Genomic DNA, 14,442 nt, shown 5'->3' on the forward strand with positions numbered 1-14,442 from the left:
ATGCTATCGCAAATGAAATACTTTAGCGTACATATGTAAGCTTAAAAGTTTAGAGTGATTTTTAATGTTTGATTTTAAATAACTTTAATATAAATAGTGTCCACCTATAACAGGAGGTGGAACTTATGGGTCAAGCTTAGCCTCTAAAGCGCTAAGTTACCTAAGGAAAGGATCTGTCTCTCTTGCAAGTGACGCCACAGGAGCTATATAAACCAAGGCAACCAGAAAAAGAGTATCATTGGTCGGCGATTAAGCTTAACGCCGTATGTCCTGAGCCGCTTGCGCTAACCAGCCTCGATTTGCTTGAGGAGAGTGCTGAGCACCAGCGGCGCCAGCATAAGTTCCTAGGGATAAGCTTAACAGATCTTATGCTTGTGCTCGGTGTCTTGCTGCTGCATCTGTTTCTACTGTCCATGCTTAGTTGGCGTTATCCGTTATACCATGGCCCCGCCTTGCGCGCTGAGCCGTCTACCAAGGCGATAAGCGCCTATATGCTGAGCGCTGCCCAATTTGAGGCCATGACCAAGCGGGAATTAGCTAATCAAGCAGCGCCGCTAAAAAACTCATCTGAATCTCAATTAGTTGCGCCTGTTACGAAGGAGCAGAGTCTCACCTCGCTATCCCAACTGAAATCGCCTGGCGCCTCGTCCCCGCAGAAGCAACTGATCCAGAGCCAGAAACATAGTCCTGACCGGGGTAATCAGCAAACTCAGACGGCCGGCGCCGAGAAGAGTCAGGCAAAAAGTCATGATATCGAACCAGAGCTGCCAAGGAGAGTGGCAGAACAAGGGTTCACCTTTGAGGCGCCTGATCTAACAGGATATAGCGCGCCGCCTCAAGAGCGGCCTTTTGCTGGGGAGCTCGGCGTCATCACCGGAGACTATCTGGCCAGGCATCGTCAAGCCTTGATCGATAAGCTGGTTCAGCGCGCGGCCGATGTGGCGACAATGCCCAAATCGATAAGCGAGATGGATGGGCTGATGGCGCAGTTAGCCCTGCCAAAAATCGATGAATATAACACGGCAATTACCCTGGACAGTAAATTGGACCCGAATCGTATCGTTAAGCTTGGTGATACCTGTTACCGGGTGGTTAACGTCGCGACTCCTATCAATCCTCACGCAGAGAACCTGGGGTTTCCTTTTAAGTGTGGTGAAGACAAGGTGAAGCAGGCGATTAAGGCCTCGTTAGACAGGCACCTTGAGCTGATGGGCGTTAGCCAAAAAAGCAATAACTAAGATGATTTATTTTCACCACAAAATCAATTTTAGCGAGCATTTATATTTTATGATGCTGTTTATATTGATTTATTTCGTTTGATTTATTTGGTTTCAAGCTAGTGTGTTAAGGGCTTGTTTATCGCTAAGGCTTAGGTCTATACTGGGCACCTCTTGTCGGAGTGCCATTAGGCTGAGACCGTTAATTCGGGATCCGTTGAACCTGATCAGGTTAGTCCCTGCGAAGGAAACAAGCATAATATGACCTTGGTAAAGGCTATTTTGTAGGCGATAAATTGCCCTTAAACTTGCCTTTCAAACCATATTTTTGACCTGGTGCGATCATCTTATGTCGCTCGCGGTTAATGCCCTCAACGCCAACTTCTCCAGACAAGCAACTTCATTTAACTCAATAGTGAGATTGCTTATGTCAACACGTCGTGAAACTCGAGCCCAGGCCCAGGCCTTTATCGATAATCTAAAACCGCTACAACATGCCAATTCAGAGAAGATCTACTTGCAGGGGAGTCGAGCCGACCTCAAGGTTGCCATGCGCCAGATCCATCAGTCCGATACCCTGATTGGTGGTACCCAATCGGCGCCCATTGTTGCAAAGAATCCGCCAATCAAGGTTTATGACTGTGCCGGTCCCTATTCAGACCCTAAGGCAGATATCAATGTGCGTCGCGGTCTGGACAAGCTGCGCAGCGCCTGGATCGCAGAGCGGGACGATACCCAGACGCTAAGTCAGGCAAGCTCGGGTTTTACCCAGCAACGTTTGGCCGATGAGGGACTGGATCACTTAAGGTTTGAACATCTGCCAAGGCCGAGACGCGCTAAAGATGGCAAGGTGGTAACCCAGATGCACTACGCCAGACACGGCATCATCACCCCTGAGATGGAATATGTGGCCCTGCGGGAAAATATGGCTCGCGATACTGTGATCGATGAGGTGTTGACCCAGCGCGCAGCAGGGGAAAGCTTTGGTGCCAAGGTGGGCCAGGCGATAACCCCAGAGTTTGTCCGTCAGGAACTGGCCGCTGGCCGGGCGATCATTCCTTTAAATATCAATCATCCAGAAGCTGAGCCGATGATCATTGGTCGCAATTTTCTGGTCAAGGTCAACGCCAATATAGGGAATTCCGCGGTCACTTCCTCTATCGAAGAGGAGGTGGAGAAGTTGGTGTGGGCGACGCGTTGGGGCGCCGATACTGTAATGGATCTCTCAACCGGCCGCTATATCCACGAGACTCGCGAGTGGATCATTCGTAACTCGCCTGTGCCCATAGGCACGGTTCCCATCTATCAGGCTCTGGAGAAGGTCAACGGCGTTGCCGAAGATCTCACCTGGGAGATCTTCAGGGACACCCTAATTGAGCAGGCGGAGCAGGGGGTGGACTATTTTACTATTCACGCCGGTGTCTTACTGCGTTATGTGCCCATGACGGCGAAACGTTTGACCGGTATTGTATCCCGGGGCGGTTCTATCATGGCCAAGTGGTGCCTCTCTCATCATAAAGAGAACTTCCTCTATGAGCACTTTGATGAGATCTGTAAGTTGTGCGCGGCCTACGATGTCTCTTTGTCTCTTGGGGATGGTATGCGCCCAGGTTCCATTGCCGATGCGAACGATGAAGCGCAGTTTGCTGAGCTTGAAACCTTAGGGGAGCTGGTTAAGCGCGCCTGGCAACATGATGTGCAAACTATCATAGAAGGCCCGGGGCATATCCCCATGCAGCTGATCAAAGAGAACATGGATAAGCAGCTCGAGCTGTGTGATGAGGCACCTTTTTATACCTTAGGCCCGCAAACCACAGATATCGCGCCAGGTTATGATCATTTCACCTCGGGGATCGGCGCGGCAATGATTGCCTGGTATGGCTGTGCCATGCTCTGTTACGTCACCCCTAAGGAGCATCTGGGGCTGCCCAATAAGGAAGATGTGAAACAGGGGCTGATCGCCTACAAGATAGCGGCCCACGCCGGGGATGTGGCCAAGGGGCATCCTGGTGCTCAGATCCGCGACAATGCCTTGTCGAAGGCAAGGTTTGAGTTTCGCTGGGAGGATCAGTACAACCTGGGATTAGATCCCGATACCGCCAGGGCCTATCACGATGAGTCCTTACCTCAAGAGTCGGCCAAAGTTGCCCACTTCTGCTCCATGTGCGGCCCTAAGTTTTGCTCAATGAAAATCACCCAGGAAGTACGTGAGTACGCCGCGGCGCAAGAGAGTCAGACGCAGGCGATTGAGGTACAGCACAGCCAGGCTTATGAGGCGGCGCCTCAGACACAGATCCAGCAAGGGATGGAGAAGATGTCGGCGCAGTTTAAGCAGACCGGTGGCGCCCTCTATCACAGTGCCACAATGGCCGACGTTGAAGAGGTATAGCCATGCGCAGTGCTAAACCTATCGTCTGGACCATAGCCGGTTCAGACAGCGGTGGCGGCGCCGGGATTCAAGCGGATCTGGCAACTATAGGGGATCTCGGCGGCCATGGCTGCAGCGTCATCACCTGTGTGACCGCGCAAAATTCGGTAGCGGTCAATGGCGTTGAGCCGGTCAGCGATGCCTTGCTGCTCAATCAACTCAACACCTTGCTGGTTGACCTGCCGCCAAAGGCGATAAAAATTGGCTTGCTGGCGAATCAGCGTCAGATTGATCTGCTTGCTGATTGGCTGGCGACGCATTTTACATCACACGCCAAGGTCACTGGTTATCAGGTCCCTATCATACTAGATCCTGTGATGGTAGCTTCCTGTGGAGACACGCTTGTCAGTGCTGAGGCTGATAAGGGACTGGATTTTTCCCCGTTCAGGCAGCTACTTACCCTGATGACTCCCAATGGCCATGAGTTTGAGGCACTGTCGGCGTTAGTGGGTAATGATAGTGACGGGATCTCTGCTAAGGCGCAGAATTTAGCCCGTTATCTGGGCTGTAACCTCTTGATAACCGGGGGCGATAAGGGGGCCTTTTGGCAAGCGCAGTACGCCGAGGATCACTTTGTCTGCCATCGGGTACCTCATACCTCAGCTTTGCATCAGCATAGGGGATTTCGCCTTAGTAGCGAGCGAAGTGATAACCCAAACCACCACGGTAGCGGCTGCACGCTCTCATCGGCAATTGCGAGCTTTCTCGCTCATGGCTTGGTGTTGCATGATGCGGTCTTACTGGCTAAAGCCTATGTTGGTCAAGGGATAGCGGCGGCCAGTCCGGTAGGCGCAGGCTCGGGGCCACTAGAACGTTGTGGCTGGCCTAAGGGGTTGAAAAGCCTCGCTAAGATAAGCTTAATCGATGCAGAAAACTGCAAGGGCCCCGATTTTCTAAGGCATATTTCACACCATACTCCTTATGGCCTTGCGCTTAGCTTTCCTGCGTTAACCCAGCCGATCGGTATCTATCCCGTGGTAGGTGATGTCAAGACCCTATCACAGGTGCTGGCAGCAGGAGCCAGCACGGTGCAGCTTAGGATAAAACAGGTAAGCACCACAGATGAGCTAGAGCGTCAGATAGTTGATGCCATTGCTCTTGGGAGAGAGTATGGCGCTCAGCTCTTTATCAATGACCATTGGCAATTGGCGGTAAAACACGGCGCATTTGGTGTCCATCTGGGTCAGGAAGATCTGTTTGATGCCGATCTTGAGGCAATTGCCAACGCAGGGATGGCGCTTGGGCTCTCGAGTCACGGAGTATTTGAGATGGCGCTGGCGTGCCAACTCAAGCCATCTTATATCGCTCTAGGGCATATCTTCCCAACTCCTACCAAGTCAATGCCGTCAAAGGCGCAGGGGCTAGAGAACCTCAAGCATCTGGTGGCTCTTTTTGATCCCGGATGTCCGCGGGTGGCGATTGGCGGCATAGATAAATCGCGACTCGAAGCCGTTAAAGCGACAGGTGTCGACGCCGTGGCGCTTGTCAGAGCGGTAACCCAGGCTCCATCGCCAGGCGATGCCTATCTCGAGTTGCTCAGCCTTTGGGAGAATGGCGATGCCGCTAGCTGATCAACAATTTATCCAGTTTTCTCGGCAGATCTTATTGCCGGAAGTGGGCGAAGCCGGCCAGCAACGCCTGATGGCAGCTTGCGTAGCGATTGTCGGGATAGGCGGTTTAGGTCAGCTTTGCGCCCAGTATCTGAGCGCGGCCGGCATTGGTGGGCTGACGCTCATCGATGACGACAAGGTTGAGCTGAGTAACTTGCCGCGGCAGTTACTGTTCTCCCTTGATGATTGCGGCAAGTACAAAGCCTTGGTGGCTCAGCAAAAACTGCGTTCAGGTCATTACTATGCTGATGTTTGCCAGATAATAGCCAAGACTGAGCGCCTTAATGGGCAAAACGCCAGGGCGCTCTTCGGTGATGTGGATCTGGTACTGGATTGCAGTGATAACTTTGCCACCCGCCATAGTGTAAACGCTGCGTGCGTAGCAGCCAATCTGCCCAATGTCGTGGGCTCTGCTGCGCATTTCAGTGGTCAGTTGATGGCCTTCGATTTATCAAGGGCGCCTGAGGCGGGCTGCTATCACTGTGTTTTTCCCGCCGAACTAAGAGTCAGTGAAAACTGCTCAACCCTAGGTGTGCTGGGGCCTATGGTCGGCACTATGGCATCGATGCAGGCGCTACTTGCCCTTAAGCTGATCATGGGACTGGGTGGGCTAGGGGAAATGCAGCGATATAACGGCCTAACGGCAGAGATGCACAAGGTGAGGTTACGGCGCGATCCTCACTGCCCTGTGTGCGCCGACATGGCAAAGGAGAGATAGATGAGTGAGATCAGAATAAGTGTCAACGGCCTGCCGGTAACGCTGCTAGCAGGGACCAGCTTGCAGGCAATGTTAAAGGCGCAATCGATCAATTTGGATAGCGTGGCATTAGTGCGCGGCGGTGAGCTAGTACCTAAGTCACAGTGGGCTGTGACTGAGTGTGAAGCAGATGATGTGGTTGAAATTTTTGGTGTAGTGGCAGGAGGATAATATGTTAACCCTAGGCGATACTCAGTTCTCATCGCGTTTATTCACTGGCACGGGCAAGTTTTCCTCTGCTAATCAGATGCTCGCGGCCTTGGCCGCCAGTGGCTCGCAACTGGTGACCTTGGCAATGAAACGTGTCGATATTAAAGGTGGCTTTGACGATATTCTTGCTCCCCTGCGGCAAAGTGGTGTTAAGTTGCTACCCAATACTTCTGGTGCCCGCAATGCCAAGGAGGCAATTTTTGCCGCCGAGTTGGCGCGGGAAGTGCTGGGGACCTCTTGGGTGAAACTTGAGATCCATCCCGATCCCAAATACCTGATGCCCGATCCTATTGAAACCTTTAATGCCGCTAAGGTGTTGTGTGAACGCGGTTTTACGGTTTTACCCTATGTGCATGCCGATCCCGTGCTGTGCCGAGCCTTGGAAGCGGTGGGCTGCGCCGCGGTGATGCCTTTAGGCAGCCCCATTGGGTCCAATCAGGGACTCGCAACCGCTACTTTTTTGAAGATCATCATAGAGCAGGCCAATGTCCCCGTAGTGGTGGATGCGGGAATAGGAACCCCTTCACAGGCCATGGCAGCGATGGAGATGGGGGCAAGTGCCGTACTGGTCAATACGGCGATTGCCGCCAGTCGCGATCCGGTAAAAATGGCGCTTTGTTTTGCAGAGGCGGTTGCGACTGGGCGTAAGGCTTATGAAGCAGGACTGGCCGAGGTACACGCCAGGGCGATAGGCACCAGCCCACAGCAGTCGCTGACTGGATTTTTAGCGGAGTCTGATTGATGAGTTTTATTCAGCAGCTAGCTAAGCTTTCCAGAGAGACCTTGAAGTTAAGGCTGTATTCGACCACACCAACCCAGGTTGAGGCGGCAATTGTGGGGGAGCAGGGCAATCTTGATCATCTGTTGGCGCTACTTTCTCCGGCTGCCGAAGCTTATATTGAGCCGATGGCTCAGCGAGCTGCGGCTTTGACTCGGCGGCGTTTTGGTTACAACATAGGTCTCTATCTGCCCCTGTATCTGTCTAATCTCTGTGCCAATGAGTGCGATTATTGTGGTTTTACCATGAGTAACAAGCTTAAGCGCAAGGTATTGAGCGCGGAGGAGCTAGCCGCCGAAATGGCGGTGATCAAGCCTCAGGGATTCGACTCGATTCTCTTAGTCTCCGGCGAGCATGAGACTAAGGTGGGACTGGACTATTTTTCGTCCGTGCTGCCACAGGTAAAGGCGCAGTTTAGTCATGTGGCCATGGAGGTGCAGCCCTTGAGCACAAAGGCTTACGACGCACTGGTGGCAAGAGGGTTGGATGCCGTTATGTTGTATCAGGAGACCTATGACCCCACCACCTACCAGAAACATCACCTGAGGGGCAATAAGCGAGACTATGGCTATCGTTTAGCATCACCTGAGCGTATCGCCCAAGCCGGCGTGGATAAGATAGGGCTTGGGGTCCTCTTAGGCTTGGATGATTGGCGTATGGACGCGCTGTTGATGGGGCACCATCTTGATTATCTCGAGCGGCGGTTCTGGCGCAGTCGCTACAGTATTTCACTGCCGAGGTTAAGGCCCTGTGTCGGCGGCATTACGCCTAAGGTGCAACTGTCTGATCGGGGATTAGTACAGCTAATTTGCGCCTTCAGACTGTTTAATGAGCAGTTGGAGATCAGCCTCTCCACCCGAGAGACACCTAAGTTACGCGATAATCTGCTTGGCCTTGGGATCACTCAGATGAGCGCCGGGAGCCGCACCGATCCTGGCGGTTATGTAAATCCTGATGCTCAATTGGATCAGTTTGAGATCAGTGATGAGCGCAGTGCAGCCGAGGTGGTCAAGGTCCTTAGGCAGCGGGGCTTTACCCCGGTATGGAAAGATTGGGAAGCCAACTGGATAGGAGCAAGCTAATCAATTCAAACAGATAAGCACCCGGGCGTGAAAGCCTGTACATTCGCAGGCTTTTGGTTAATAATTAGCCATAACTGTGACTTGCCTAAAGAGGCGTTAGATTATGGAAATACCATCAAGTTTTTCATCCGGGTTAGCGGGCTTAAAAGGTGCGCAATCGGGCCTGACGCAGGCGACGGTTGATGTGGCAAAACCCAGTCAGCCTCAAACGAGTGAGGCGGGTTCGACAGAAACAACCAACCCGGTTAGTGCGACCGATAAAACCGGGGCTTTAGTGTCAGCCATCGAGTCGAAAAACCAAGGGGAAGCTGCGGTAGAAGTGCTCGAAACAGCAAACGAAACCCTGGGTACAGTGATAGACATTAAGGTGTAACCCCATGGCCGGCGTCATGACAGCGCCATCTCTAACGGCGATGCGATTAAATGCTTCGCCGTCTTCACTTGGTCAGCGCTTCAGTTCAAATCCTTCAGTCAGTACTTCAGTAACGCCAGTTTCTTCGGCGCAAACACTGACTGCGCAACATATAGCTCCACAAACGCTAGCCCCACAAACACCAGCCCCGCAAACACAAGGCTCACAAACACATGGCTCACAAACACATGGCTCACAAACATTAGCCACGCAATCTCCTGTGACGTCTGCATCTGGCTCAACCGCGCCGAGTATCGCCAGTGCGGGTTTATCAGGTAAAACCGCGACCCTTAAGGCAGATCTATCGCCCATTAATAGCTTGGTTAATATTAGCGACAGCAATAGTCCTGTAAGCAAGCAAAGCAGCGGTGGCTATAGCCTGTCTCAAGGGGCGCTAGGGGTAAATGGACTGATTAATCGCGCGCCTGGCCAAGTAGCCGCTAATCCAGCTGCTAGCCAAGGGCGAATAAACACTGGCTCTGGTGCGAGTGAAACGAGCGCTACAGACACAGGTGAAGCCAATGGGATTGGTAATATCTTTGCTAAAGATCAGGTGGAAACGATCTTTAATCCAGCACAAGAGGATGCGGGCGAATCCGCCGGTGATCCCGCCGCGCAAGAAGGTTCAGGAGCTAATGTCTTTAGTCAGACAGATGCGCGCGAGCAGCAAGGCTATGATCCCTTTAAGGACAAAGAGGTTGATGCTGAGCAGTTAGATAGGGCACAGGAGGCCGAGTTGCAGGCGCTGGCAAAACGTGACGCTGAGGTGAGAGCCCATGAGCAGGCTCATGCCAGTGTTGGCGGTACTTTTGCACGCAGCCCGAGTTTCAAATATGAGCAGGGAAGCGATGGTCGTCGTTACGCCGTCGATGGTGAGGTGGCGATCGATATCTCCTCGGTGCCAGGTGATCCGCTAGCGACCTTGAATAAGATGAAGCAGGTTTACGCCGCTGCTATGGCGCCTATGACGCCCTCTATGGCGGATATTCGTGTAGCCAGCGAGGCGCTGCGCAAGATGAATGCGGCAAAAGCTGAACTGGCTCAAGAGCGTCAGCAGAGCATGATGACACCCAAAGAGATGCAGCCATTAATTGATGCGGGTAAGAGTGAGCAGCAGCGTCAGTTGCCTGACCCTGTAACGCCCAAGGTGGCTGGGGAGGTGGATGAAAAAGGCCAAATATCAGCCAGCAGAGTCGATTCCCCCTCAGCACTGGATAATGATAGAGCGCCCTCACAAACTATTGAGCGTATCAGTCGTCAAATCTTAGAAAACAAGGCTGAAGTCTATAGCCAATCTGCCCTCAATGCTCGTTATCAGGGGGCCCAGCCTAGTCCATCTTCGTTTGCTTTCTCCCTTTAAATCGCGTGATTTTTCAAGATAAGCTGCTCAAGTAGTTGGGACGCTGGTCCCTGTTTATCGCGGTTGGGGATCACCAGACTTAAGGGGACTTGTCTGTGGGTCGAGCCTTTCAGTTCCAGCCGTGTTAGTTTACCTTGCTCGATGGCGCCACAGACCAGATGACTCGGGATCCAGCAGAATCCCAGGCCTTTTGCCAGTACTACCAAGGCTTCATGAAAGTTAGCAACCGTCCAGCGGCGCTCAGCTTTGAGCCACCCCATTTCGCCGCGGCTGATCTGACCGGTATCTTTAATCACTATCTGTAACTGTTCTGCCAGGGTCTGATCATCGAGGGGCATATCCATACTCGCCAACGGGTGAGAGGGATGGCAGACCAGAAAGAAGTCCACATGGCATAAAGGCTGTGCAAGGTACCCTTTAGGCGCTGCGCCGCCTATGATGGCTATGTCGACCTTTTCCGATTCCACTAACTCGGCGCTGCCACTGATCACAGAGTCCAATATAGTGATCCTTGTGCCCCGGCCCTGGGGTTCAAATTCTGCCAGGGCATCGATAAGGTGCTCCATTGGGTAGATCAACTCTCTGGAGAGCATTAGGCTGGGTTCCCAGCCTTTTTCCAGATTGTTGGCTAGTTGCTCTAACTCAGTCACAGATCGGGTAATGTGCCGTGAGCGCCTAAGCAGAACCTCACCACTTTCGGTTAAATAAGCCTTGCGCCCTCTGACTTCCAATAGTGCAACACCCAGCTGTGCTTGCAATTTTGCCACGGCGTGATTGAGCGACGACTGACTCTTGTTTAACTTTTCTGCCGCCTGGGCGTAACCGCCATAATCGACTACAGCCTGGAGAATGCGCCACTGTTCAAAGGTGGATTTGGCTTGACTCATGCTCGCTACCCTTTGCTATTTTTGCGGCTGTTTAGGTTTTATGGTTACTAACTTAGGCATATATTTCTTGGTTGCTTTAAGTTGGTGCAAATAGGGGCCTTGGTGCAGGGTTTCAGGCCAGTCTAACAGCATCATGGCTAAGACATTACGATGCTCACCCAAGGCAAGATCGGGATTACCGCGCGGTGAGGGGATGGTCTGCACCTTGGGATCGAAGGCGGATATGATGTGCGCCTGAGTCTTTTTCACAACAGGATTGTCGGACATGCCCGCCAGATGGAAGCTAATTCCCACTTCGGCGATGATATCGTCGGTGGCATCGGCGAGGATCCTGTCGATATTGGCCTCGAAGTAATCCAAGATCCAGGCAAAGGTCTTACTATCTACCGGCTGCTGGTAATATTCACTGGCGGCAAAGATAAAGTGGGTCATGCCGTAGATCTTGTTGCGGAACTGCTTCTTAGTGAGTTTGGCATCTCGACTTTGAGGGTAAACACGGTTAAAGGCAGCCTTGTAGTCTTGCACATAATCGCCCACGCCCAGCTGCTTGGCCCAGTAGACATAGTTGACTAATTGCGCTGCCCAAGCCTCAATCATGGCTTTATCGGTCAAACCGCGCTTCAGATCTGTTGACTTAAGGGCTTTGACTAGTTTGTCATGACAAGGACCCTGCAAGCCAAATTCATCGATACGACTCGAGAATCTCAGTAATACATCTGTATAGAATAGAAATTCGGGGAAGGGTTGTAACGCCTTCTTACGTGCTTTGGCTCTTGGGCCATTACCCAGCACATCAATCGCTGACTGCGCTTCATTCGCAATAAATCCAGGCTTATCCAGTTGGCAGGCGTAAAAGGCTTGTGATTCTGTCACTGCGTAAAGGTCCACCAAGGCGGCGTTGGCGTATTGTTCATCACCCGTCATGCGATAGAGCCTGATGCCATAATGGCCCTGTACTCTGGGGGGCAGTTGGTAAAGGTGATCTTCTAGGTTCGTCTGAATGGCTTGTTTTACGCCCATCGCATCTAATGCTGCGGTTGTTTTTGCAACGGCAGATTGAGTCGACAGCAAGAGGACTGAAGAGAGCGCGAATGTGCCTAAGAGTTTAGTGTATGGCGCTATGTTGAACATGTTGCCTCCTTTCAAGTAGGTTTACGACAGGTGTTGTGTCGCCAAATATAAGGGTGAGTTGATCATCAAGGCTGAGCTGTTGTTCGTTAACGAGTAAGAGATCAAATAAGGCTTGTGTATCGAGTCGTGACTGGGCTTGGATCTGCTTAGCGAGACTCTTTTTCCACAGTACCAGATAATAGAGCGGACCTTGGTTAACGGCGCCGGTGAAGCTGTACAGGGCATCATAGGCCTGTGGCCAAGGCTCGCCAAAACTCAAGGCAAATTCCTGGCTGAGATCCTGATAGCTGCGCTCGGCCTTTGTTTGATAGGCGATCAGGGCCAGTTTGCTTCGAAAGACCTTAAGCTGAGTCGAAAAGGCTTCGAGTTGAGCCTCGCGGCTATCTATGGGCAGGGTAGGTAGTAGTTGCCCTGTAAGGTAGAGTGTTAACCATTGGCTCGCTAATGCTTGAGTGTCTTGGGTGTCGCCCAGAGTGTTGTTCAAGTAGTAATGCCCACCTGGCAGCATACGCGCCACGAGTTCGGCAATGCTAGTGATAAACTGCTCCTGGGCGCGATAGTCTTCCAGTTGTTCGGGAGATGAAAGCGTCAACTGACCAAATTGCTGGCCAATTACCGCTTGTCTTAGGGGACTGACCCTTATATCTGGCGTCGTCGCCAGAAAGATATCGCCTAACAGGCGTCCATGATGCCAAAGTCGGCTCATCTTGTGGTTGACGGGCTCAACGAGCAGACCGAAAGGACTGAGCTTTTCCTCTATCTGTTCTAACATGTTAGCCGCCGATACTGGGGCTATGTCGGCCTTGGGGAGGCTGGCTAACTGGGTACCGAGCATCCAGGGGGCAATCGTGGTTTGCGTCATGGTATCAAGATAGCGCTTAACCTGGGCTGGTGACTTAAGCAGCTGACTGCTCAGCACCCAATGTGCATAGTCGGGCGCTTGATGCTGCTGGGCTATCTCCTGTTTGGTGGACAATATTTGCGAAACGGCCGCTTGATTTCGCTCTTTTGCCCTTGTCTGATACGCCTGCCACACCTGGCGCTTACAACTGATATCTTGCTGGGCAATCAGGTAACTGGCGATTGAGCGATCAAAGGATTTAGTATCGTCCTCAAATGCGCTGTGATGTTCTGTTTGATGTTGAAGCTCACAGTGTGAGGCGCCAAGAGCAAGGGAGAGATTTTTTTGCCTTAGGCCGTGGGCAACGCTTGCTTGTGCCGTGTGGATTCTGGATTTCTGCTCTAGGCTTATTTGCTCTTTGAGTTGCCTGATTAGGTGATGGCCGAAACGGCGTAGCCCGGGTTGCTCATTTTGCGTCCAAAGCTGACTTTGCTCTATTATCCAGGGCGACTGTGTTAAGCGGGCAAACTCATCTGCCAGATGCAACTGACATTGTAGCAGAGCCTCTTTGTCATCAGCGCTGAGAGGATATTGACGATAGAAGCGTACACTGTCTTTTAAGTTAAACAGGCCGATAAGCTGCCGCTCCAGTTCGATACTGGCTTGCATAGGTGTAATGCTGACCTGAGCTTGAGACAAAGAGACCTGATAGTCGATACATTGCTGACTGAGCAGGGTGATGGGAGAGGCGGCCTCAGCCGCCAAACTAAAGTTAAGCGCTAGTGAGACTGCTAAAATGCGTTTTAGCATAAGCGACGCGCTCTTCGACTGACATAGACTTGTTTTTCATCTGCTCGACGTGCTTTAGGCGCGGCAATATCCCTTGAGCATTGGCGATCTGAATTGCCAATCCCGGACGGGCGTTGAGCTCTAGGAGCAGTGGACCGAGTTTTTGATCCAGTACCATGTCAGTCCCCAAATACCCAAGCTCACTCATCTCATAGGCTTTAGATGCCGTATGGAGCAGAGTGTCCCAGTGGGGGACTTCAATATCGGTGAGTTTTTTGTCTGTGTCTGGGTGCAGCTCTATTGGACAGTCAAACTGCACTGCGTGCAGGCCGCGTCCCGTAGCGATATCAAGTCCAACGCCTACCGCTCCTTGGTGCAAGTTTGCCTTGCCATCAGATGCCGCTGTCGAGAGTCTGAGCATTCCCATCACAGGGAAGCCCTTAAAGACAATGAGCCGAATATCGGGCACCCCTTCGAAGGAGTAGCCGTCAAAGACAGGGTCGAATTCGATCAAGCCTTCAACGATCGCCACATCGGGTTTGCCTCCTAAGGAGAAAAGCCCACTAAGAATATTTGAGATATGGCGGTCGATCTCGCTAGGAGTCACCTCATGGCCGTTGGGCTTGAAATAATGACCATTCTCCACCTTAGTGATCACCAAAATCCCTTTACCACCGGACCCTTGGGAGGGTTTGATAACAAAACCATCGCGGTTATTGACCATCTCGGGAATATGTATGATCTCGTGTTGTTGGCATACGGTACCGATAAGCGCGGGCACGGCGATATCGTTGGCCAGCGCCAGCTGTTTTGTCGTGAGCTTGTCATCTACGCGTTTGTAGAACTTACGCGGGTTATAGCGACCTATATAGTCGATATTACGTTTGTTCATGCCAAGGACGCCATTTTCCTTAAGCTTGTGTGGTCGGGCAAATAGCAT

General features: G+C 52.0%; 13 protein-coding genes and 1 riboswitch. Of the genes, 9 read left to right on the top strand and 4 right to left on the bottom strand.

Features of this window, described 5'->3' with window-relative positions; translation table 11 throughout:
* The first annotated feature begins 188 nt into the window (after positions 1 to 188).
* The 9 genes from NY07_RS04120 to NY07_RS04165 all read left to right on the top strand — a co-directional run bounded on the left by NY07_RS04120 (position 189) and on the right by NY07_RS04165 (position 9,854).
* Positions 189 to 1,238, top strand: coding sequence for a hypothetical protein (locus tag NY07_RS04120; protein WP_373681778.1), 1,050 nt, complete (start codon positions 189 to 191; stop codon positions 1,236 to 1,238).
* Between the two features lie 147 nt (positions 1,239 to 1,385).
* Positions 1,386 to 1,484: riboswitch (TPP riboswitch) on the top strand.
* Between the two features lie 160 nt (positions 1,485 to 1,644).
* Positions 1,645 to 3,606 carry a phosphomethylpyrimidine synthase ThiC gene (gene thiC / locus NY07_RS04125; RefSeq protein WP_033538087.1) on the top strand — a complete coding sequence of 654 codons (1,962 nt, stop codon included), beginning with the start codon at positions 1,645 to 1,647 and terminating at the stop codon, positions 3,604 to 3,606.
* Positions 3,607 to 3,608: 2 nt separating this feature from the next.
* Positions 3,609 to 5,216 carry a thiamine phosphate synthase gene (thiE, locus tag NY07_RS04130; RefSeq protein WP_033538088.1) on the top strand — a complete coding sequence of 536 codons (1,608 nt, stop codon included), beginning with the start codon at positions 3,609 to 3,611 and terminating at the stop codon, positions 5,214 to 5,216.
* Positions 5,203 to 5,973: a HesA/MoeB/ThiF family protein gene (locus NY07_RS04135; protein ID WP_033538089.1), complete on the top strand. Its 771-nt coding sequence runs from the start codon at positions 5,203 to 5,205 to the stop codon at positions 5,971 to 5,973. Before thiE ends, NY07_RS04135 begins: the two co-directional genes overlap by 14 nt.
* On the top strand, positions 5,974 to 6,183 hold the full coding sequence (thiS, locus tag NY07_RS04140) for a sulfur carrier protein ThiS (protein ID WP_033538090.1): 210 nt from the start codon (positions 5,974 to 5,976) through the stop codon (positions 6,181 to 6,183).
* Between the two features lies 1 nt (position 6,184).
* Complete coding sequence (locus NY07_RS04145; protein ID WP_033538091.1) at positions 6,185 to 6,964, top strand: thiazole synthase; 780 nt, start codon at positions 6,185 to 6,187, stop codon at positions 6,962 to 6,964.
* A complete protein-coding gene (gene thiH / locus NY07_RS04150; RefSeq protein ID WP_033538092.1) occupies positions 6,964 to 8,082 on the top strand; it encodes a 2-iminoacetate synthase ThiH in 1,119 nt (372 codons plus the stop codon). Before NY07_RS04145 ends, thiH begins: the two co-directional genes overlap by 1 nt.
* Before the next feature lie 103 nt (positions 8,083 to 8,185).
* Entirely contained in the window at positions 8,186 to 8,455 is a 270-nt protein-coding gene (locus tag NY07_RS04155) for a hypothetical protein (protein ID WP_033538093.1), read from the top strand.
* Between the two features lie 40 nt (positions 8,456 to 8,495).
* Complete coding sequence (locus tag NY07_RS04165) at positions 8,496 to 9,854, top strand: putative metalloprotease CJM1_0395 family protein (RefSeq protein ID WP_235363895.1); 1,359 nt, start codon at positions 8,496 to 8,498, stop codon at positions 9,852 to 9,854.
* On the opposite strand, the gene NY07_RS04170 is transcribed toward NY07_RS04165, so the two are convergent.
* The 4 genes from NY07_RS04170 to NY07_RS04185 all read right to left on the bottom strand — a co-directional run bounded on the left by NY07_RS04170 (position 9,851) and on the right by NY07_RS04185 (position 14,442).
* Positions 9,851 to 10,741: a LysR family transcriptional regulator gene (locus NY07_RS04170; protein ID WP_033538095.1), complete on the bottom strand. Its 891-nt coding sequence runs from the start codon at positions 10,739 to 10,741 to the stop codon at positions 9,851 to 9,853. The two genes, NY07_RS04165 and NY07_RS04170, sit on opposite strands and share 4 nt — an antisense overlap.
* A 15-nt stretch (positions 10,742 to 10,756) precedes the next feature.
* Entirely contained in the window at positions 10,757 to 11,761 is a 1,005-nt protein-coding gene (locus tag NY07_RS04175; protein WP_235363896.1) for a DUF3541 domain-containing protein, read from the bottom strand.
* Positions 11,762 to 11,846: 85 nt separating this feature from the next.
* Positions 11,847 to 13,523: a hypothetical protein gene (locus NY07_RS04180; RefSeq protein ID WP_033538097.1), complete on the bottom strand. Its 1,677-nt coding sequence runs from the start codon at positions 13,521 to 13,523 to the stop codon at positions 11,847 to 11,849.
* Entirely contained in the window at positions 13,486 to 14,442 is a 957-nt protein-coding gene (locus NY07_RS04185) for an alpha-L-glutamate ligase-like protein (RefSeq protein WP_033538098.1), read from the bottom strand. The genes NY07_RS04180 and NY07_RS04185 overlap by 38 nt, the downstream gene beginning before the upstream one ends.

The sequence above is a fragment of the Shewanella sp. ECSMB14101 genome (assembly GCF_000773485.1).
Lineage (GTDB): Bacteria > Pseudomonadota > Gammaproteobacteria > Enterobacterales > Shewanellaceae > Shewanella > Shewanella marisflavi.